General features: G+C 72.7%; 15 protein-coding genes, 1 tRNA gene and 1 pseudogene. 6 read left to right on the top strand and 11 right to left on the bottom strand.

The features are described 5' to 3' along the window. The first annotated feature begins 10 nt into the window (after positions 1 to 10). The 3 genes from WFH32_RS18025 to WFH32_RS18015 all read left to right on the top strand — a co-directional run bounded on the left by WFH32_RS18025 (position 11) and on the right by WFH32_RS18015 (position 2,621). Complete coding sequence (locus WFH32_RS18025; RefSeq protein WP_336708679.1) at positions 11 to 955, top strand: metallophosphoesterase; 945 nt, start codon at positions 11 to 13, stop codon at positions 953 to 955. A gap of 123 nt (positions 956 to 1,078) precedes the next feature. Then, positions 1,079 to 1,155 (top strand) — tRNA-Pro (locus WFH32_RS18020). 227 nt (positions 1,156 to 1,382) lie between these two features. Beyond that, positions 1,383 to 2,621 carry an NAD(P)/FAD-dependent oxidoreductase gene (locus tag WFH32_RS18015; RefSeq protein WP_191796358.1) on the top strand — a complete coding sequence of 413 codons (1,239 nt, stop codon included), beginning with the start codon at positions 1,383 to 1,385 and terminating at the stop codon, positions 2,619 to 2,621. A 49-nt stretch (positions 2,622 to 2,670) separates the two neighbouring features. Here WFH32_RS18015 and WFH32_RS18010 read toward each other — a convergent pair whose 3' ends face one another. From WFH32_RS18010 to WFH32_RS17980, 7 genes and pseudogenes are all read right to left on the bottom strand, one after another. Next, positions 2,671 to 3,852, bottom strand: a complete 1,182-nt coding sequence (locus WFH32_RS18010; protein ID WP_191796357.1) for a bifunctional 2-methylcitrate synthase/citrate synthase — start codon at positions 3,850 to 3,852, stop codon at positions 2,671 to 2,673. A 50-nt stretch (positions 3,853 to 3,902) separates the two neighbouring features. Next, the gene (prpB, locus tag WFH32_RS18005; RefSeq protein ID WP_336708678.1) at positions 3,903 to 4,808 is read right to left on the bottom strand and encodes a methylisocitrate lyase; all 906 of its coding nucleotides are present in this window, start codon (positions 4,806 to 4,808) and stop codon (positions 3,903 to 3,905) included. Positions 4,809 to 4,939: 131 nt separating this feature from the next. Then, positions 4,940 to 6,454: pseudogene (locus tag WFH32_RS18000) on the bottom strand (MmgE/PrpD family protein); the annotation flags it as partial. Between the two features lie 122 nt (positions 6,455 to 6,576). Next, positions 6,577 to 7,287 (bottom strand): GntR family transcriptional regulator, encoded by a 711-nt coding sequence (locus WFH32_RS17995; protein WP_191796354.1) that lies wholly within the window; start codon positions 7,285 to 7,287, stop codon positions 6,577 to 6,579. Between the two features lie 193 nt (positions 7,288 to 7,480). Further along, positions 7,481 to 8,188, bottom strand: a complete 708-nt coding sequence (locus tag WFH32_RS17990) for a DUF2625 family protein (protein ID WP_138822702.1) — start codon at positions 8,186 to 8,188, stop codon at positions 7,481 to 7,483. Positions 8,189 to 8,345: 157 nt separating this feature from the next. Further along, positions 8,346 to 9,218, bottom strand: a complete 873-nt coding sequence (locus WFH32_RS17985) for a formate/nitrite transporter family protein (RefSeq protein ID WP_336708676.1) — start codon at positions 9,216 to 9,218, stop codon at positions 8,346 to 8,348. Between the two features lie 88 nt (positions 9,219 to 9,306). Next, positions 9,307 to 11,337 (bottom strand): cytochrome c biogenesis protein DipZ, encoded by a 2,031-nt coding sequence (locus WFH32_RS17980; protein WP_336708674.1) that lies wholly within the window; start codon positions 11,335 to 11,337, stop codon positions 9,307 to 9,309. Positions 11,338 to 11,476: 139 nt separating this feature from the next. On the opposite strand from WFH32_RS17980, the gene WFH32_RS17975 reads away from it, so the two are divergent. After that, positions 11,477 to 12,151, top strand: coding sequence for a fasciclin domain-containing protein (locus tag WFH32_RS17975; RefSeq protein ID WP_191789635.1), 675 nt, complete (start codon positions 11,477 to 11,479; stop codon positions 12,149 to 12,151). A gap of 176 nt (positions 12,152 to 12,327) precedes the next feature. Here WFH32_RS17975 and WFH32_RS17970 read toward each other — a convergent pair whose 3' ends face one another. The 3 genes from WFH32_RS17970 to sigK form a co-directional block, all read right to left on the bottom strand. After that, positions 12,328 to 13,812 carry a hypothetical protein gene (locus tag WFH32_RS17970; protein WP_336708670.1) on the bottom strand — a complete coding sequence of 495 codons (1,485 nt, stop codon included), beginning with the start codon at positions 13,810 to 13,812 and terminating at the stop codon, positions 12,328 to 12,330. A 192-nt stretch (positions 13,813 to 14,004) separates the two neighbouring features. Continuing rightward, positions 14,005 to 14,811 (bottom strand): anti-sigma factor domain-containing protein, encoded by an 807-nt coding sequence (locus tag WFH32_RS17965; protein ID WP_191796349.1) that lies wholly within the window; start codon positions 14,809 to 14,811, stop codon positions 14,005 to 14,007. Beyond that, positions 14,804 to 15,379 carry an ECF RNA polymerase sigma factor SigK gene (gene sigK, locus WFH32_RS17960; protein ID WP_191796348.1) on the bottom strand — a complete coding sequence of 192 codons (576 nt, stop codon included), beginning with the start codon at positions 15,377 to 15,379 and terminating at the stop codon, positions 14,804 to 14,806. Before sigK ends, WFH32_RS17965 begins: the two co-directional genes overlap by 8 nt. Before the next feature lie 155 nt (positions 15,380 to 15,534). Here sigK and WFH32_RS17955 point away from each other — a divergent pair, with 155 nt between their 5' ends. After that, positions 15,535 to 16,950, top strand: a complete 1,416-nt coding sequence (locus WFH32_RS17955; RefSeq protein ID WP_336708668.1) for a DUF4232 domain-containing protein — start codon at positions 15,535 to 15,537, stop codon at positions 16,948 to 16,950. Positions 16,951 to 17,019: 69 nt separating this feature from the next. On the opposite strand, the gene WFH32_RS17950 is transcribed toward WFH32_RS17955, so the two are convergent. Beyond that, the gene (locus tag WFH32_RS17950) at positions 17,020 to 18,120 is read right to left on the bottom strand and encodes a 3-deoxy-7-phosphoheptulonate synthase (RefSeq protein WP_336708712.1); all 1,101 of its coding nucleotides are present in this window, start codon (positions 18,118 to 18,120) and stop codon (positions 17,020 to 17,022) included. 441 nt (positions 18,121 to 18,561) lie between these two features. Here WFH32_RS17950 and WFH32_RS17945 point away from each other — a divergent pair, with 441 nt between their 5' ends. Then, positions 18,562 to 19,059 carry an NUDIX hydrolase gene (locus tag WFH32_RS17945; RefSeq protein WP_191796346.1) on the top strand — a complete coding sequence of 166 codons (498 nt, stop codon included), beginning with the start codon at positions 18,562 to 18,564 and terminating at the stop codon, positions 19,057 to 19,059.

Below are 19,059 nucleotides of genomic sequence, written 5' to 3'. Positions count from 1 at the left end.
CGGGGCCCGCGTGCACCCCGCGCTCGTCGGCGTCGGCGCACTCGCCGCCGCCGGAGCGGGGGCGCTCGCCTACGCCCACCTGGAGACCAAGCTCTTCACGCTGCGTGAGGTCACGGTACCGGTGCTCCCTCGGGGGGCGTCCGACGTGCGGGTCCTGCACTTCTCGGACCTTCACCTCACGCCCACGCAGGAACGCAAGATCGAGTGGATCCGGTCCCTCGCGGCCCTCCGCCCCGACTTCGTGGTCGACACGGGCGACAACCTGGCGCACGTCGACTCGCTGGAGCCGCTCCTCGACGCCCTCGAGCCGCTCCTGAGCAGCGCTCCCGGAGCATTCGTCATGGGGTCGAACGACTACTTCGCGCCCTCGCCGAAGAACCCTGCCCGGTACCTGCTGCCCGACGCGCGGATCTTCCACAAGATCGACCCGCCGCGGCTCCCCGCGGACAAGCTGGCCGCCGCGTTCAGTGCCGCGGGGTGGATCGACCTCACCAACCGCCGCGACGCGATCGACGTCGGCGGCGTGCACATCGACCTCGTGGGCGTCGACGACCCGCACCTGGACAGGGACGTCTTCCCTGCCGCACGCGAACGGGCGGCGGGCGACCACGGGACGGACGCTGCGTCGTCGGGCCTGCGGATGGGCGTGGTGCACGCGCCCTACGTGCGCGTCCTCGACCAGATGCACGACGACGGCGCTGACGTGATCCTCGCCGGCCACACCCACGGCGGGCAGCTCTGCGTCCCGTTCTACGGGGCGCTCGTGACCAACTGCGACCTGGACCGCGGGCGGGCCAAGGGCCTGCACGGGTGGCCCGGAGCCCGGCCCGACGCCCCGGGCGGCGAGGACTCGACCTGGCTCAACGTGTCGGCCGGGGCGGGCACCTCGCCCTACGCGCCCTTCCGGTTCGCGTGCCGCCCGGAGGCCACGCTCGTGACCCTCACGGCACCGTGAGCACGCGCCGAGGGGCCGGTTTCGTCGCAGGGGCAAACGTCGGCTATCCTAGGCAGGCTCCAGCGCGCAGGTTTGGCGGGACCTTTCGAGGACCCTCCGCAGGCCGGTCGCAACAGGAGCAATCGGGGTGTGGCGCAGCTTGGTAGCGCGCGTCGTTCGGGACGACGAGGTCGCAGGTTCAAATCCTGTCACCCCGACCAGCACGAAGGCCCGGAGTCCACTGGACTCCGGGCCTTCGTCGTTCCCGCTCGGCCCGCCGAGGGTGACGTTCCCACCCGCCGACGGTGACGTCCCCGCCCGTCGAGGGCGACCGCACCGCACGTCGAGGGTGACGACGTCGTTCCCTCGCCCGCGACCGCCCTATGCGGGTCCCCCCTTCCGGTGTCACGATGAGGGTCCTGCACCCCCAGCGTCGGAGGTCGTCGTCATGGCTGAGGAGCCGATCGTCATCGTCGGAGGCGGCCTGGCGGCCGCGAAGGCCGCCGAGTCCCTGCGGACCGAGGGGTACGACGGCGACCTCGTGGTCGTCTCGAGCGAGCCGCACCGGCCTTACGAACGTCCGCCGCTCTCGAAGGACTATCTGCGCGGCGAGGCCGAGCGCGACGTCCTGTTCCCCCTGTCCGAGGAGTGGTACGCCGATCACCACGTCGACCTGCGGACCGCGACGCGGGCCGCCGGGATCGACGTCGACGCGCACTCCCTCACGCTGATCGACGGGACGTCCCTGCCCTACGCGCGCCTGCTCCTCGCGACCGGCTCGACGCCGCGCTCGTTCGCGGTGCCCGGTGCCGACCTCCAGGGCGTGCACTACCTGCGCACGATCGAGCACGCCGACCTGCTCGCCGCGACGCTCGAGGCCTCGGCCCGCGAGGGCGCGGGTCGGCTCGCCGTCGTGGGTGACGGGTGGATCGGGATGGAGGTCGCGGCCTCGGCGCGCAGCCTCGGCCTGGACGTGACCGTCGTCGGGCGCGGCGTGCACCCCCTCGGGCGCGTGCTGGGCCCGCTGCTGGGCGAGATGTACGGCAAGGTCCACGCGGACCACGACGTGCACCTGCACCGTAACGCCCAGGTCGTGGGGATCACGGGCAGCGAGGGGCGGGTCACAGGGCTCGACGTCGCGGACGGGACGCACGTGGCCGCCGACGTCGTCGTGGTCGGTGTGGGCGTGACGCCCAACGTCGGCTTCGCGGAGGCCGCGGGGATCGACCTGCGCGACGCGAGCCTGGGTGGTGGGCTGGCCGTCGACGCGACCCTGCGGACGTCTGCCCCGGACGTGTGGGCGGCGGGAGACATCGCGAGCGTCCCCTCGCCGCGCTACGGCCGCCCTCTGCGGGTCGAGCACTGGGCCGTGGCCCTGGAGACCGGGCCGCACGCGGCGCGCGCCATGCTGGGCTCGCGTGAGCCCTACGACAAGCTGCCCTACTTCTTCTCCGACCAGTACGACGTGGGCATGGAGTACCTGGGGTTCGTCGAGGACCCGGCCGGGACCGAGGTGGTCGTCAGCGGGTCCCTCGAGGACCACGAGCTCGTCGCGTTCTGGGTGTCGGGCGACCGGGTCCAGGCCGGCATGACGGTCAACGTCTGGGAGCAGATGGAACACGTGGAGGAGCTCGTCCGGGCCACCGGGCCGGTCGACCGGGACGCGCTGGAGGCGTTCCGCGCCTGACCGGTCCGGCATGGCCCCGGGACCGGCAAGGGCCGGTCCCGCACCGCCCCTACGGCACCTCGCGCTGCGCCTGCCCGACGTACTGGCTGAGCGGCCGGATGAGGGCGTTCGCGGACCGCTGCTCGACGACGTGCGCGGTCCAGCCCACGACGCGCGCCGCGACGAACAGGGGCGTGAACGTGGGGGTGTCGAAACCCATGAGGTGGTAGGCGGGGCCGGTCGGGTAGTCGAGGTTCGGCAGGATGCCCTTGCGCTCGGTCATGGCGGCCTCGAGCGCGTCGTAGAGCGCGTCGAGCGCGGTCGCCTCGTCGGTCCCGAGGTGTGCGACGAGGTCGTCGAGCGTCTTCTTCATGGTCGGGACGCGTGAGTCGCCGTGCTTGTAGACGCGGTGGCCGAAGCCCATGATCTTGCGCTTGTCGACCAGCGCCTCGTCGAGCCAGGCGGCGGCCCGGTCGGCCGTCCCGATCTCGGCGAAGGTCGCCATGACGGCCTCGTTCGCGCCGCCGTGCAGGGCCCCCTTGAGGGCGCCGATCGCGCCCGTGACGGCCGAGTGCAGGTCGGACAGCGTCGAGGTGATGACGCGGGCCGTGAACGTCGAGGCGTTGAACGAGTGCTCGGCGTACAGGATCATCGACACCTCGAAGGCCCGCACGACGCACTCGTCGGGCACCTCGCCGAAGGTCATGTGGAGGAAGTTCTCGGCGTAGCCCAGGTCCTCGTCGGGGTCGACGATCTGCTGACCACGGCGTCGGCGCTGGTCGAGGGCGACGACGGCGGGCAGCATCGCCCACAGGCGCAGCGCCTTGGCGTGCTCGGCCTCGGGGGACGAGTCCTCGGCGGTCGGGTCGTGCGCGCCGATGACCGACACCGCGGTGCGGCACACGTCCATGGGGTGGCAGGTCGTGGGGAGCTCGAGGATCGCGTTGCGCACGGCGCCCGGCAGCGCACGGTGCGCGCGCTCGACGGCGGTCTGCTCGGCGAGCTGCTCGGGCGTGGGCAGCTCGCCGTGCCACAGGAGGTAGGCGACCTCCTCGAAGCTCTTGCGCGCGGCGAGCTCCTGCACGGGGTACCCCCGGTAGAGCAGCGAGTTCGTGTCGGGGTTGACCTTGGAGACCGACGTCGTGTCGACGACGACGCCCGCGAGGCCCTTGCGGATCTCGGGGGGCGCGGCCGGGGCCACGGCTCCAGGGGTGGTCGCGGGCGTCCCGACGCTGGGGGTGCTGGTGGTCATGTGCTCACTCCTTCGTGATGCGGGGTCGTGCTGCGGCAGTCCTGGGCGCCCTACGGCCGGTAGGTGAAGATCTCGGTGTCGAAGTGGTTGTAGCCGGCGTAGTCCACCAGCTCGTACAGCCGCGCGCGCGTCTGCATCTCACCGACCACCCCGTCCTGCGTGCCGGTCTCCCGGATCATGTCCAGCGTGCGCTCCGCAGCCCCCATCGCGCTACGCAGGAGGGTCACGGGGTAGATGACGATCTGCACGCCTGCCGCCGCGAGCTGGTCACGGGTGAACAGCTCGGACTTGCCGAACTCGGTCATGTTGGCGAGCACGGGCACGTCTACGGCGGCGGCCACGGCCTCGAACTCGGCGAGGTCGCGCATGGCCTCGGGGAAGATCGCGTCGGCGCCCGCGTCGACGAGCGCCTTGGCGCGGTCGATCGCGGTCGCCAGCCCCGCGGCACCGTCCAGGCTCGCGCGCACGTCGGTGCGCGCCATGACGAGGAAGTTCGGGTCGCGCCGGGCGTCGACCGCGGCACGGATGCGCTTGGTCGCTGTCTCGAGGTCGACGGTCGCCTTGCCGTCGAGGTGGCCGCAGCGCTTGGGGTTGACCTGGTCCTCGATGTGGCAGCCCGCGACGCCGGTGTCCTCGAGGGACTGGACGGTGCGCGCGACGTTCATGGGTTCCCCGAAGCCGGTGTCGGCGTCGACGAGCGCGGGCAGGTTCGTCATGCGCGCGATCTGCCCGGAACGGGTCGCGACCTCGGTGAGGGTCGTGAGGCCGATGTCCGGGAGCCCCAGGTCCGCCGAGATCACGGCCCCCGAGATGTACACGCCGTCGAAGCCCTTGTCCTCGATGAGGCGCGCCGAGAGCGGGTTGAACGCACCGGGAAGCTGGAGCAGCTCGCCGGCCGCGAGCCGGGCGCGCAGCGCCGCCCGCTTGTCCGACGGCGTCACGTGCGAGTACAGCATCAGTTGCCTCCTGCGGTGGTCGAGCCGGTGGGGTCGTCGGCCGCCTCGTGCATGGTCCAGCCCGCGGCGCCCTCGCCGGGACCGGTCTCGCCGGGACCCCCGGCGTCCGTGGTGTCGGGGCGGCCCAGCTCGAAGATGCCCGTGGGCACCGGGACCGCGTCCAGCAGCCCGGGCCGCGCGACGATCGAGAGCTCGCGCACCTCGGCGGGCGTGAGCGACGGGAGCCGCTGCGCGAGGTCGAGGAAGCGCTCGATCTCGGCGGGCTCGAGCACGCCCTCGGCGAGCAGCCTGAACTTGGCGACGTACTGCGCCCGGGCGAAGGGGCGCGCGCCGAGCGGGTGCGCGTCGGCGACGGCGATCTCGCGGACGATCCGTCCGCCGTCGGCCAGCTCGATCTCGACGCGACCGCCGAACGCCTTCTCGGCCGGGTCGACCGAGTGGTAGCGACGCGTCCACCCGGGGTCCTCGGCCGTGGTGACCTTGCCCCACAGCGCGACCGTGTCGGCGCGGCCCGCGCGCTCGGGCGTGTAGGAGTCGACGTGGTGCCACCCGCCGTCCTGGAGCGCGACCGCGAAGATGTACGGGATGGAGTGGTCGAGCGTCTCGCGCGACGCGGCCGGATCGTACTTCTGCGGGTCGTTCGCGCCCGAGCCGATCACGTAGTGGGTGTGGTGGCTCGTGTGGATCACGATGTTCGCGATGTTGTCAGGGTCCGCGAGCCACGGGTGCTCGGCGTGCAGGGCGCGCGCCAGGTCGATGAGCGCCTGCGACTGGTACTCCGCCGAGTGCTCCTTGGTGTAGGTGTCGAGGATCGCGGTCTTGGGCTCACCGGGCGACGGCAGCACGACGTCGTAGCGTCCCTCGGGGCCGTCGAGCAGCCACGCGATCACGCCGTCCTCGCCCTCGTAGATCGGCTCGGGCGACGTCTGCCCGCGCATCGCCCGGTCCACGGACTCGACCGCGACCTTGCCCGCGAGGGCGGGCGCGTACGCCTTCCACGTGGAGATCTGCCCCTTGCGGGACTGCCGCGTCGCGGTCGTGGTGTGCAGGGCCTGGCCGATCGCCTGGAAGATCGTGGTCGTGTCGAGCCCGAGCAGGGTCCCGATCCCTGCCGCTGCCGACGGGCCCAGGTGTGCGACGTGGTCGATCTTGTGCGCGTGCAGACTGATGGCCCGCACCAGGTCCACCTGGATCTCGTAGCCCGTCGCGATGCCGCGCACGAGCGCCGCCCCGTCGCAGCCCGCGTGCTGGGCGACCGCGAGGATCGGTGGGATGTTGTCCCCCGGGTGCGAGTACTCGGCCGCGAGGAAGGTGTCGTGGTAGTCGAGCTCGCGGACCGCGACGCCGTTGGCCCAGGCGGCCCACTCGGGGCTCGTGCGGGTCGCGAGCGGCGTCCCGAAGACCGTCGCGCCCGGCTCGTACGGGTGCGCGAGGGCCTGCCCGCGGGCCGCGACGGCCGGGGCTCGGGTGAGGCTCGCCGCCGCGACGGCCGCGTTGTCGATCACGCGGTTGACGATCATGTCGACGACCTCGTCGGGCACCTCGACCTGGTCGGTCGCGAGCTCGGCGAGCTTCCAGGCGAGCTGGTCGGTGCGGGCGAGGTTCTCCGCGGAGCGGTGGGTCCGCAGGTGGTGGGTCGTGGGCATCGGTGCCTCCGGTGGTCTGTTGCGGTGCGTCGGGGGACGTAGGGCGTGCTCCCTGCCCGACGGCGTCGCGTGGGCAGTGGGGGCCGGTTGCGGTCGGTGGGGGCCGGGTGAGGTGCGCGTCGTCAGCCGGGCGGCGGGCTCTCCTGCTCGCCGAGGGCCTTGGCCGCCATGGCGCCGCTGCGTTCGATGTGCTCGCGCATGGCACGCTCGGCCGCGTCCGGGTCGCCGCTCGCGATGGCGGACGCGACCTCACGGTGCTCGTCGACGTGGTCGGTGGTCCCGACTCGCTCCCGCGCGGACAGCGAACGATAGCGGTCGACGTGACCGCGGATCTGACGCAGCAGCTCGGAGCACCACCGGTTGTCGGCGAGGGTCGCGATCTCGCCGTGGAACTGGGCGCCGATGCGCAGGACCTCGTCCTCGTGGTCGCGCACGGCGTCCATGAGGTCGACGAGCCGGGAGAGACGGGCGACGTCGGCAGGCCGCGCACGTTCGCACGCGTCCCGGGCGAGCAGGCCTTCCAGGCGGGCCCGGACGTCGTACACGCGGTGCAGGTCGGTGACCGCGAGGGGCGCGACGCGCACTCCCCCGGTCGGCTGCTCGACCACGAGGGCCTCGGCCTGGAGGAGCCTCAGGGCTTCTCGGACGGGGGTGCGGCTCACGCCGAGCTGGGCCGAGAGGACGGGTTCGGTGAGTCGGGCGTCGGCCGCGAGCGTGCCGTCGATGATGCGCTGACGCAGGAGGTCGTAGACCGCACGGGCCCCGGACTGGCGGCGGACGACGGCAAGGGGCTCGTCACGAGGTGGGGACGACGTCGTCGGGGCGCTGACCATGCGGCCATCGTGCCACACCGCCTGCGTACTTGTATACAACTCTGCTGCGGGCTGCGCAGGAATCCCCTGCACATCGGACGACGCGGCCCTCGGGACGTTCGACCCGTCGCCGGACGCGGACTGGGAGTACTGGCAGGAGGACGTCCTCACCGGTGCCCTTGCCGACGGGGCCCCTCAACCGCCCCCGGAGTGGCTAGCAGCCGTCGGCCGAGGGGTTGCCCAGCGGGGCGTCGTCGTCGAGCGGCCGCATGCGCTCGGCGAGCTCGTGGTGCCAGACCGCGAGGCCCTCGAGCAGCACGGCCCGTCGCTCGACCCACGACCCCGCGCCCTGCCCTGACCACAGCGGCGGGTAGACGCTCAACCCCATGTCCGGAGGCAGCGCCTCGACGTCACGCTCCCAGCCCGGCCACCGCAGGTCCGCGACGTACTCGCCGAGGCCGCCGCTGACCGCCCACTCGGTGAACGCCCCCTGCCCGAACCCCAGGCAGTGCCACTCGAGAGTGTCGGGCGCGAAGTAGTGCACGTCGCCCAGCGGCCCGGGCAGCCCGCCGCCGTTGACGGCGAACGTGCCGCCGAGCACGTCGAACGCGACCACGAGTCGCTGCGGCGCGACACTGCCCTCGGCAGGGTCGCCGAGCCCGTTGATCGTGGCGAGGTCGGGCAGGCCGTAGGCGCCGCCGCCGAGGAGTCGCAGCCAGCCGTGGTCGACCAGCACTCCCCCGGTGTGGAGCGCAAGCGCTCCCAGGGTCGAGCGGGTCGTGATCTGGAGCCGGTACAGGACCTCGGGCGCCCACTCGGGGGGCGCGAGCACCTCGACGCCCGGTCGCTGGAACATCCGCGCGAGCGTGGGCCAGGCAGGTTCCTCGACCTGCGTGAGATCCACCACCGTCCTGATGCCCATGATCGGGGATCATGCCATGGACGGCAGTGAATTCCGACACCTCGCGGAGATTCCGTTACCGGATCCGCCCCATGTGTGCATCTTTTCCGGACTTTCCTGGCGCACAAACCCCGGAATTCCGCCGAAAACCACCCGATGGGCAGTCCATCTGACGAGACTATCGCTCGACGTTCCCGGCCCGGACAGCCTCGGTCTCGAGCTCGACGAGGGGCCCGCTCACCAGCTCCTCGACGTCGTCGGGGTCGCTCGCGACGGCCCGGCGCCGCCCCGACACGGCTGCGTAGCCGAGCCCGACCACGACGGCCCCGCCCACCACGTTGCCCAGCCCGACGAACAGCATGTTGCGCCCGAACTCGCCCCACGTCGTGAGCGCCTCGGGGCTGAAGAGCCCGATGCTGAACGTCGTCATGTTCGCGACGACGTGCTCGAACCCCGAGGAGATGAACGCGAAGATCGCCCAGAAGATGACGATCGCCTTGCCCGCCTCGGAGCGGAGCCGCCCGCACGCCCAGATCGCGGCGCAGACCAGGATGTTGCACAGGACGCCGCGGAAGAAGAGCTGTGTGCCGGTCTCGTGCCCCTTGCCCGCGAGCATCGACGCGATCATCTCGCCCGCGGCGGCGTTGGTGTGCAGGATGCCGGACTGGACGACCATCCAGCCGAAGAGCATGGACCCGAGCAGGTTCCCGCCGAAGCAGAACAGCAGCGTCCCGACGGCGGAGCGCACCGGGATCGTCCGGGTCACCGCTCCCTGCGTCAGGATCATCATGGCCGAGGTGCTGAGCTCGGCCCCCGCGAAGACGACGAGGGTCAGCGCGACCGAGAACACGCCGCCGGCGACGAGCCTCTCGGCCGGGGCCCCTGCCGCGAGGAACGGGCCGGCGGTGGCGACCATGAGGACCACCCCGACGCCGATGTAGGCGCCCGCGAGCATCGCGGCCACGAGGTAGCGCCACGGGTGTCGGGCGCCGTCGACCTTGGTGCGAGCTGCACGGGACTGCTCGGTCAGGTTCTCGGAGAGGCTCAGCACCCTCTCATGATCCACCCCTTCCATCTAAGGTCGCGGCGAGGGTCGTCAGGTGGAACGCGCGGTCTCAGTCCGCGCCCCGCTCCGCCCGCTACCCGAACGTGAAGGTGAAGACCTGCATCCCCGCAGGCACGTCGAGCTCGACGGTCCCCTCGCTCGGCGCGTCCCCCTCCAGCACGGGGTAGAGCGTCGGGTTCCCCGAGACGTCGATCTCGCGACGTTCGACGACCTTCCCCGCCGCGTCCCGGACCGTCGCGGTGACGGTCCCCTCGCCGCCCAGGACGCTGAACACGTCGGTGCCGCGGTACGCCAGTCGTACGCGGGCGCCGTCGGACACCGCGGTGGCGCCCTGGAAGTCGACGTCCCACGTCCCGCCCAGCGAGAACGTGTCGGGAGCCTGCTCGTCGGCGAGCGTGAAGCCCTGCTCGCCCGCGGCGTAGCGCGGCTCGCCCGCGTAGTTGCCCACCTTGCCCACCGAGAGATAGGTCTCGGGGGTCGTCGACCCCTCGGGGGTGCCGTCCTCGACGGAGGTCGCGCCCGGCAGGCTCACGCCCGGGTTCGCGTCCGCGAGGAGCTCGCGGATCAGCCCCTCGGTGTCCTCGTACCCGCCCTCGCCGAACCGGATGTGCCGCACGGTCCCGTCGGCGTCGACCAGGTACTGCGCGGGCCAGTACCGGTTCCGGTACGCGGTCCACGTCGCGTAGGAGTTGTCCTGCGCGACCGGGTACGTGACGCCGAGGTCCTCGGCGCCCGCGACGACGTTGCGCGTCTCGCGCTCGAACGCGAACTCGGGCGTGTGCACGCCGATGACCTCGAAGCCCTCCCCCACGTCCTTGTACTGCTCGTACCAGGCGTTGACGTGCGGGATCGCGCGCTGGCAGTTGATGCAGGAGTACGCCCAGAAGTCGACGAGGACGACCTTGCCCCGCAGGCCGTCGAGCGCGAGCGGCTGGTCGCCAGGGGTGTTGAACCACGTGTCGATGCCGCGCAGCGCGGGGGCGGGCCCGCAGTCCTCGAGCTCGGGCGCACCGTTCGAGCAGTTCGACAGCCCACGGTTCTCGTCCGTGACGATCCCGCCGAGGTCGAGCGCCTCGCGCACCGTCCCGGACGCGTCGACACGCTCCTGGAGGCTGCCCGTGTAGTCGGGCAGCGCGCGCTGGAGGTACGCGGGCAGGTTGAACGCGAGCCCGACGGCGAGCGCGATCATGACCACGCCCCCGGCCACGCGGATCCCGCGCGTGTGGCGCTGGAAGGCCTTGACGCGCTCTGCCACCCGACGTCCCGCGAGCGCGAAGACCAGCAGCGGGACCGCGGCGCCGACCGCGAACGACACCGTGAGCGCGACCGTCTCCGGCCCGATGTTCCCCGTCGCGCCCGCGACCGTGATCGCCGCGAGGACCGGCCCCGCGCACGGGACGTACAGGACCCCGAGGCCGAGGCCCAGGACGAACGCCCCGCGGTCCTGGCTGCGCGCACCGCGCCGTGAACCCAGCGCAGCGATCCTCTGGAACGGCCGCTCGAGCACCTCCTCGAACCGGGGCACGATCATGCCCACGCCGATCACCGCGAGCAGCGTCAGCCCCACCCAGCGCAGCAGGTCCTGCGGGAGCCCGAGCGCCCCGAGGAGCAGCGATCCGAGCAGCGTGAACACGCTGAAGCTCACGACGAGCCCGGCGATCACGAGGTAGGGCCGCCACGAGCGGCGCGCGCCCCGGGTGCTGCCGGCGCCGTCACCGCCCTTCCCCGCCCGACGGCGCCGCTCACCGCCCGCGGACGGCGCCTTGACCGCCGTGGTCGGGTCGGACGTGCCCCCCGGCGCCGTGCCAACGTCCGGCCGGACCGCCGTGACGACCTGGCCGCGTGCACCGACCTGGACCGCGCCGGGGACGCCGGCGAACAGCGAGGCGGTCGAGGCGCCCGACCCGGCCCCCACCGAGGGCGACGGGGCCGCGGTGGCCGCTGCGCCGTCGGGCACGGGGACGAGCGAGGGCGCAGCGGCCGCGGTACCGCGGGCGCCCTGCACGCCGCCCGCGAAGAAGATCACGGGGAGCATCGGGAGGATGCACGGCGAGATGCCGGTGATGAGGCCACCGATCAGGCCGATGAGCACGAGGGTTTCCATGGCCGGGGTTCGGCGCGGCCCTCCGCACGGATGGGTCGCGCGGCTCGCCGGAAGTCCGACCCATCCACCCCGCCCCCGGCTCCGAACCTCCTGCGAGACGCCCCGCACCTGACGGGGCGACGACAACGAGGAGAGACCGATGAACGTTCGAACCCGTTCGTACGCCGTGGCCGGCGTCGCCGCCCTGGCGATCCTGGGCCTGACCGCCTGCAGCTCCGACTCGGACTCCGGCTCCGGGAGCGACTCGTCGAGCGCGTCGGAGATGACGACGCCGTCCGACGACATGTCGCAGGAGGCCATGACCCCCGAGGTCGACCCCGCGGCGAACCTCGTCGGCCCCGGCTGTGCGGCCTACGCCGAGCAGGTCCCCGACGGCGCAGGCTCCGTGACCGGCATGTCGACCGACCCGGTCGCCGTCGCCGCCTCCAACAACCCGCTGCTCACGACCCTCACCGCCGCGGTGAGCGGGCAGCTCAACCCCGACGTGAACCTGGTCGACACGCTCAACGGCGGCGAGTTCACGGTGTTCGCGCCGGTCGACGACGCGTTCGCCAAGATCGACCCGGCGACCATCGAGAGCCTCAAGACCGACTCCGACACGCTGACCAAGATCCTCACGTACCACGTGGTGCCCGGCCAGCTCACCCCGGACCAGGTCGTCGGTGAGCACGAGACCGTCGAGGGCGGGACCGTGACCGTCACGGGCTCGGGCGACGACCTCATGGTCAACGACGCCAAGGTGATCTGCGGCGGCGTCATGACGCAGAACGCCACGGTCTACCTCGTCGACACGGTCCTCATGCCGACCATGTGACCCCCGACGCCGGCCGCCGCGGTTGTCCCCGTGCCGCGGCGGTCGGCCCTCAGCGGTCCGCGAGCCGCCCACGGGGACGACGAGCGAGGAGCCGGCCGCACCGGACGGGATGCCCGGAGCGGCCGGCTCCTCTTCGTGCCCACCCGTCATCGGTGGGCCCGGTTCACCTCAGCGGCTCAGGCGTTTGCCCGACGCCGCGCCCAGATGATGCCCGCGCCGCCACCGACGAGCAGCAGCGCCAGGAAGGCGGCCCCGCCGACGGTCGCTCCGGTCGCCGCGAGCGACGGGCCGGACGGCTTCTCTGCGCTCACCGGGGTCGCAGGACCCTCCAGCGGACCGGTCGCGGCCAGGACGCGCGGGTTCGCGCAGGCCTCCGTGGCCTCGGGGTAGCTGACGGTCGTCGACCAGCCCGGGTTGACCTCGAACAGGACCTCGACGCCCGACCGGGTCCACGCGTAGTTGCCGTCGGTCTCGGTGTAGGTGCCGTCGGCCTGACGTTCCCAGCCGGGCCACGAGAGCGGCTCGCTCGCCGACGCGCCGGGCCACAGGAGCGTGCCGTCGAGCGGCAGCCCCTCGACCGTGTAGTCCTCGCCCTCACCGGGGTTGAGGAACGTGATGCTCAACGGGCGGTCGCTGTCCGCGACGTAGCCCTCGGGCAGGAAGACCTCGTAGCCGAGGTACGGGGTGTCGGCCTCGCAGACCGCGCCGATCTCACCCGGGACCAGGGCGCAGTCGGCCGCGGTCCGGTCGATCGTGAACGTCGCGGACGAGCCGTCCTCGGCGAGGACGTAGCCCTCGACGGCGGCCAGCGTGCGTCCGGCGGCCGGGCGGGCCACCACGGTGTCGCCCGATCGCTCGTAGGTGACCTCGTCGGTGTCCGTCGGCAGGTCGACGTCCTGGCCCTCGGCGGTGCACACGTCACCGACGGTCGGCACGACCGGGGTCACGGGCTCCGCCGGCGTCTCGGGGGCAGGCTTCGACGGACGCGGCGGGGCCGTCTGCTGGTCGCACGCCGGCACCTCGATCAGGTCACCGAGGTCATGGTGCTTCGAGTCGACGAGGACGCCGCCCAGGGCCGACGTCGGCGGGGTGATGGTCCCGGGCCAGACGAACGTGCCGTCCTGCCTGACCCTGTCCTGCTGGACGGCCCAGCCCTCGCCGCAGACCTCTGTCGGCAGGACGGTCGGGAACGTCGTGTACCACTCGGTCCCCGGCTTGTGGTCGACGAGCGTCTGCGGCCCCGAGTTCGCCCAGGAAGCGGGCTTCGCGGGGTCGTTCTTCTTGTAGACGTAGAGGCCGACCTCCTTGCCGGGCTTCGGCGTCGAGGTGCCGGTGCACGCCTCGGTCGTGCCGTCGTCGCTGAAGTCGTACCGCTTGCCGTCCGAGGCCTTGACGACGACCTCCCACGAGTGGCCGACGGTCGTGTCGGTGAAGGTGTAGGACGTGGAGTACGACCGCTTGAACGTGTCCTTCTTGACGGTTTCTCCGTCGACCTTCACGACGACGGAGTTGGCGTTGTCGGAGTAGGCCTTCAGGTCGACCTCGAGGCCGGAGCAGTCCGCGGTGACGCGGGGGGTGTGCGCGGAGGCAGGGGCCGCGGTGGCGACCAGTCCGCCGAGTGCGAGCAGCGCGGCAGCGCCGCTCGCCAGGAGCTTCTTCACGGGTGGTGGATTCCTTCCGGGGTGATGTCGGAGCGCCTTCGCACGACGACACAGGTGGGAACGTGTCGTATTGCATCACCAATACCCAGAATTTTACAAACCCTGGCATATATCCGGAATCGGACCAAGGAACTACCCGAGCACGGGTATTTAGCACCCGTTTTCCGAGGAATCTCTATCCGGTGTCGAGTATCAGGTCTCGAGCACGACGAGCGGGTCGCTCGTCGGCTGCGGAGAACCGCCTGCAGGCTCGAGGGTCACCGCTACCCCCGCGCTCCCCGCCGCCTCGACGAGGAGTGCCGCCGACCCGTCACGTGCGTCGAAGACCCCGGCAGAGACCATCTCCTCACCCTCGACGAGCCAGAGCTGATAGTCCTCCGCCGAGCCCGCCTGCGGCAGGTCCGTGACGGAGAAGAGGACACGGTCCCCCGAGACGAGCGCGCTCGCGTCCCCGCCCCCCACCATCTCCCCGCGGACGATCTCGGCCGTCGGGTCGGCCAGCATCGAGGCCAGCGCGTCGGCCTGCGTCTGGAGCCGGACCTGTTCCTGCCGGGCCTGGATCGCGAGCGTCGTCGGGACCGCGACCGCCACGACCGCCGCAGCGGCCACCGCGACGGCGGCCCACCGCCTCCGCGGGCGCCGCGCCGTGCCCGGGCGTGCGCCGCCGGACGTGCCGGCCGCGTCCGCGCTCCGGGGGGTCTCGGCGACCTGCGGCACGGAGGCGATGCTCCCGAGCACGCGCTCGCGCAGCGCCACGGGCGGCGCCGAGTCCACCGTGAACGCCGCGACCACCGCGCGGTGCTCGTCGAGCTCACGACGAGCCTCGGGGTCGGCGGCCAGCAACCGCTCGACCAGGCGGCGGTCCAGGTCGTCGACCGCGTCGAGCGCGTAGGCCGCGAGCAGGTCACGAGACTCGTCCGGACCGCCCGGGCGGTCCTGGGCGTCCGACCCGCCCGAGCCCTGGGCGCCGCCGGGCGGGCGACCGGTGTCGTCAGCCACGGTTCACCCCCAGGCAGTCACGCAGGCGCAGGAGCCCGTCGCGGATCCTCGACTTCACGGTCGGCACGGCTGCACCGAGCTCCACGGCCACCTCCCGGTACGTCAGCCCACCGAAGTACGCACGCACGACGGCGTCGCGCTGGGTCTGCGTCAGGCTCCCCAGGCACTGCCTCACCGCGGCGGACTCGAGGAGGTGCTCGACCTCCTCCGCCACGACGTCGTGCCCGCCCCCCGCGAGACGTCCGTCGACGTCCTTCTGGTCCCGGACCCGGCGGGACTGCTCGGACCGCACCCGGTCCACCGCGCGCCGTCGGGCCATCGTGACCACCCACGTGCGTGCCGAGCCCCGTGAGGCGTCGAAGCGCACCGCCGTCTGCCACACCTCGATCATCACCTCCTGGGTCACCTCGGCCGCATGGTCGTTGTCGCGCAGCACGCCCAGCGCGGTGCCGAACACGGCCGGGGCCAACGCGTCGTACACCGGCGCGAACGCGTCCGGGTCGCCCCCGGCGCACGCGGCGAGCGCGGCATCGAGAGCGTCGGGCTCGCTCGTCCTCACAGGTGGCACCCGCCCAGTCTGCCCCAGGCCCGCCGACGCGGCGCACCGGCGGACCACCCGCGGCACGTGGCCTCCCGCGACGACCGAGGCATCTGTGGTTCGTCGCCGACGGGCCGGTGGATGGGTCGCGGCGGGCACCGCTCGGGAGCCGCTACCCTCGCGGGGTGACCGAGACGCCGCAGAGCCCCCGGACCCAGCCCGTCTACCTGGTGGTGCCCGGACTCTTCGTCGTCCTGGTCGCCCTGGCGCTCTGGGCCCTGAACCGCCCGGGCAACGCCGCCACCACCCCCGCCCCCCTCTCCGACAAGGAGGCCGTCGCCGCACTCGAGAGGAAGGTCGGGGCGCTCGACGGCGTCGAGTCGGTCGAGGTCGAGAAGACCGAGACGGACGAGCCCGGCTTCGACGTCCCGGTCCTGCGGCTCGTCATGACCATCGACCTCGAGAGCTTCACCGGCCCCGACGCCTCGCAGGACACCGCGGACAGGGCGCGCGCCGCTCTCCTCGAGGCGGGGATCCGGGGCTTCCACGAGACCTGGGTCGTCGACGAGATCCCCGGGACCGGCTCGACGCTGCGCGTCGGGATGGACGGCACCGGGACGTACTCGGTCGCCGCCGGCGTCGGGCTGCTCGACGCCGGGGCCACCTCGGTCCTGTTCGACGCGACGACCGCGGCCGTGACCGTCCGCGCCCCGGAGAACCTCCCGACGATCGCCCAGGCCGCCCAGGACCTCGGGCACGGGATCGTCTCCCTCTCGACCGACGACTCCCGCACCCGGTACTTCGGCGGCCACTACCTCACGCCCCCGCCCCTGCCCGCCGTAGCGCTCCTCGCCGAGGCCTCCGCGCGCGACGAGGTCACCGAGGTCTCGTACGACGCAGGACCCTCGATCGAGGAGGGCACTCCCGGCGAGGGCGACGCCCCCCTCCTGACGGTCCGCGTCGACGGCGACCCGGCACCCACAGCCACCTGGCTGCGCGCCTCGGGCCAGGCCGAGCTGCTCGGACGCCCGATCCAGTTCGTGGTCGACGGCGAGGGGACGTCCCAGACGGGCTGGGTGAGCGACCTCGAACCGGCCGGACCCGACCCGGCGCTCGCCGAGCAGGACGCGGTGGACGCCGCGGCCGCCGCAGCCGACGGGATCCCTGCCTGCACCGGCCCCGACCTCACCCCGGAGCTCGTCGGGTTCGACGCCGCCGCCGGGTCACGCTTCGCGATCCTCCGCGCGACGAACGGCTCGGGCGCACCGTGCGCCGTGGACGGTCGTCCCGACCTGAGCTTCCTCCGCGCCTCGGGCACGGAACCCGAGGTCACGCTCGAGCCGTACATGGACGGCGGCAGCTCCGTCCGGCTGGTCGTCCTCCCCGGCCAGACCGTCGAGTCCCTGGTCCGGTGGGGTGCCATGTCCACGGCCAACGACCCGGACGTGACCACGAGCTTCCTCGTCAAGACCGTGGTCGGCGCCGACGCCGTCCGTCTGCCCGTGACCTCCCACATGGGCGGGGAGGGCGGCGTCGACATCCTCGGCGGGGCGACCGTGGAGGTCGGCTCCTGGACCACCCCGAGCAGCACGACCCCCTGACCCCCGTCCCAGGACGACGGCGGCCGCCCTCCCCGTGGGAGAGCGGCCGCCGTCCTGGAGCGAGGGGGCTCAGAGCGCCCGGCGCGCCCGCACCGATTCGGCGAGCTCGCCGAGGAGCTCGGCCGTCGTCTCCCAGTCGATGCACTTGTCCGTCACGGACTGCCCGTACACGAGCCCGCTCGGAGCCGGCGCCTGCGCCCCCGCCACGATGAAGCTCTCCATCATGAGACCCGTGATGCCCGCCTCGCCCTCGGCGATCCTGGCCGCGACCTCGCGCACGACCTCCGCCTGGCGCACGTGGTCCTTGCCCGAGTTGCCGTGGCTCGCGTCGATGACCAGGCCGTGCTCGACGGCCCCGCCCAGGCCCGAGGCCGCGGCCACGCGCAGGGCGGACGCGACGTCGTCGGGGCTGTAGTTGGGGCCGCTGCGGCCTCCGCGCAGGATGATGTGGCAGTCCGGGTTGCCCGCGGTCTCGACCGCGGCCGCGCGGCCCGCACCGTCCGTGCCGAAGAACGTGTGCTCGCTCGCGGCGGTGATGCAGCCGTCGACCGCGATCTGGATGTCGCCGTCGGTCGCGTTCTTGAAGCCGACCGGCATCGACAGACCCGACGCGAGCTGGCGGTGCACCTGGCTCTCGACGTTGCGCGCGCCGATCGCACCCCACGACACCGCGTCCGCGATGTACTGCGGGCTCGTGGGCTCGAGGAACTCGGTCGCCGCAGGGACACCGGCGTCGAGGACGCCGAGCAGGACCTCGCGCGCCAGGTGCAGGCCACGGTTGACGTCGTGCGACCCGTCGAGGCCGGGGTCGTTGATGAGCCCCTTCCAGCCGACCGTCGTGCGCGGCTTCTCGAAGTACACGCGCATGACGATCGCGAGATCCTCGGACAGGTCCTTCGCGACGGCCGCAAGGCGGTGCGCGTAGTCGAGCGCGGCCTCGGGGTCGTGGACCGAGCACGGCCCCACGATGACGAGCAGACGGTCGTCGTCGCCCGCCAGGACGTCACGGATCTCGCGGCGCGACTGGGTGACCAGGTCACCGCGCGCCGTGCCGAGCGGCAGCTCCGCGAGCATGTCGACGGGGGCGGGCAGAGGGTCGAGGGCGCGGATGCGCAGGTCGCTCGTGGGCGCCTGCAGCTCGTACTCGGGGTGGGAGGTCACGCGTTCCATGGTGTCACCTGCACCGGCGGGTGACGTGGTCGTCTCGTGGTGACGTTCGTCCGGCGAGGCGGCGGTCGCGGTCGTGGCGGTCATGCGAGGGCTCCTGATCTGAAGGTGACTCAGACGGAGCCGTGCGGCCTGCTCTGTGTCCGGAGTCGGCCCGTCTGAATGACGAAGGGCCCGGACGCGGTCCGCGTCCAAGGCCCTGTGCTGGCTCCGGGGAAGGTTGGTCAGGCGAACGCCCGCTCGGCCCCTCCAGGAGCCAGCGTAAAGCGCCAATACCAACGAACCGTGTTCACCCGACGACCGTAGCACAGGGGTTTCGGGGCACCGGCGGGCTGTCTCACTCCCCGGGCGGCCGGCGCGTCTCGTTCATGTCGGAACCCGCGAGACCCCGAGGTCTCGCGGGTTCCGACACTCCCCGTGGCGCGCAGGTCTACGCTCGATCCCATGCCGATCCCCGACTTCGTCGCCGCCCTCCGGTCCCGCGTCGGGACCGACCTCCTGTGGATGCCGGGGGTGTCGGGCGTCGTGATCGACGACGCAGGCCGCCTCCTCCTGGGGCAGCGCGCCGACACCGGGCAGTGGGCGATCGTCAGCGGCATCCTCGAACCGGGCGAGGACCCGGCCGTGGGCCTCGCCCGCGAGATCCTGGAGGAGACCGGCGTCGCGGTCCACGTCGACGCCCTGACCGGGGTCACCGTGACGCCGCCCGTCGAGTACCCGAACGGCGACCGGTCGCAGTACCTCGACCTGTGCTTCCTGTGCCGCCCGGTCTCCCCCGCCGCGGCGGCCGAGGCCCACGTCGCGGACGACGAGTCGCTCGCCGTCGCGTGGTTCTCGCCCGACGACCTGCCCACCGACCTCGCCGCGTCGACGAGCGAGCGCCTCGGCCACACGCTGGGCTACCTCGCGGACCCGACCGCGGGCCCGCACCTCGTCCGGTAG

Source organism: Oerskovia sp. USHLN155, from assembly GCF_037145535.1.
GTDB classification, from domain to species: Bacteria; Actinomycetota; Actinomycetes; order Actinomycetales; family Cellulomonadaceae; genus Oerskovia; species Oerskovia rustica.
This window is presented reverse-complemented; position numbering and strand designations above follow the sequence as displayed.

Coding starts and splice junctions, on each gene's coding strand:
- WFH32_RS17990 (WP_138822702.1), bottom strand. CDS start 8,188: ATGGGCATCAGGACGGTGGTGGATCTCACGCAGGTCGAGGAACCTGCC.
- WFH32_RS17950 (WP_336708712.1), bottom strand. CDS start 18,120: ATGGAACGCGTGACCTCCCACCCCGAGTACGAGCTGCAGGCGCCCACG.
- prpB (WP_336708678.1), bottom strand. CDS start 4,808: ATGCTGTACTCGCACGTGACGCCGTCGGACAAGCGGGCGGCGCTGCGC.
- WFH32_RS17995 (WP_191796354.1), bottom strand. CDS start 7,287: ATGGTCAGCGCCCCGACGACGTCGTCCCCACCTCGTGACGAGCCCCTT.
- WFH32_RS17945 (WP_191796346.1), top strand. CDS start 18,562: ATGCCGATCCCCGACTTCGTCGCCGCCCTCCGGTCCCGCGTCGGGACC.
- WFH32_RS17975 (WP_191789635.1), top strand. CDS start 11,477: ATGAACGTTCGAACCCGTTCGTACGCCGTGGCCGGCGTCGCCGCCCTG.
- WFH32_RS18010 (WP_191796357.1), bottom strand. CDS start 3,852: ATGACCACCAGCACCCCCAGCGTCGGGACGCCCGCGACCACCCCTGGA.
- WFH32_RS18015 (WP_191796358.1), top strand. CDS start 1,383: ATGGCTGAGGAGCCGATCGTCATCGTCGGAGGCGGCCTGGCGGCCGCG.
- WFH32_RS17980 (WP_336708674.1), bottom strand. CDS start 11,337: ATGGAAACCCTCGTGCTCATCGGCCTGATCGGTGGCCTCATCACCGGC.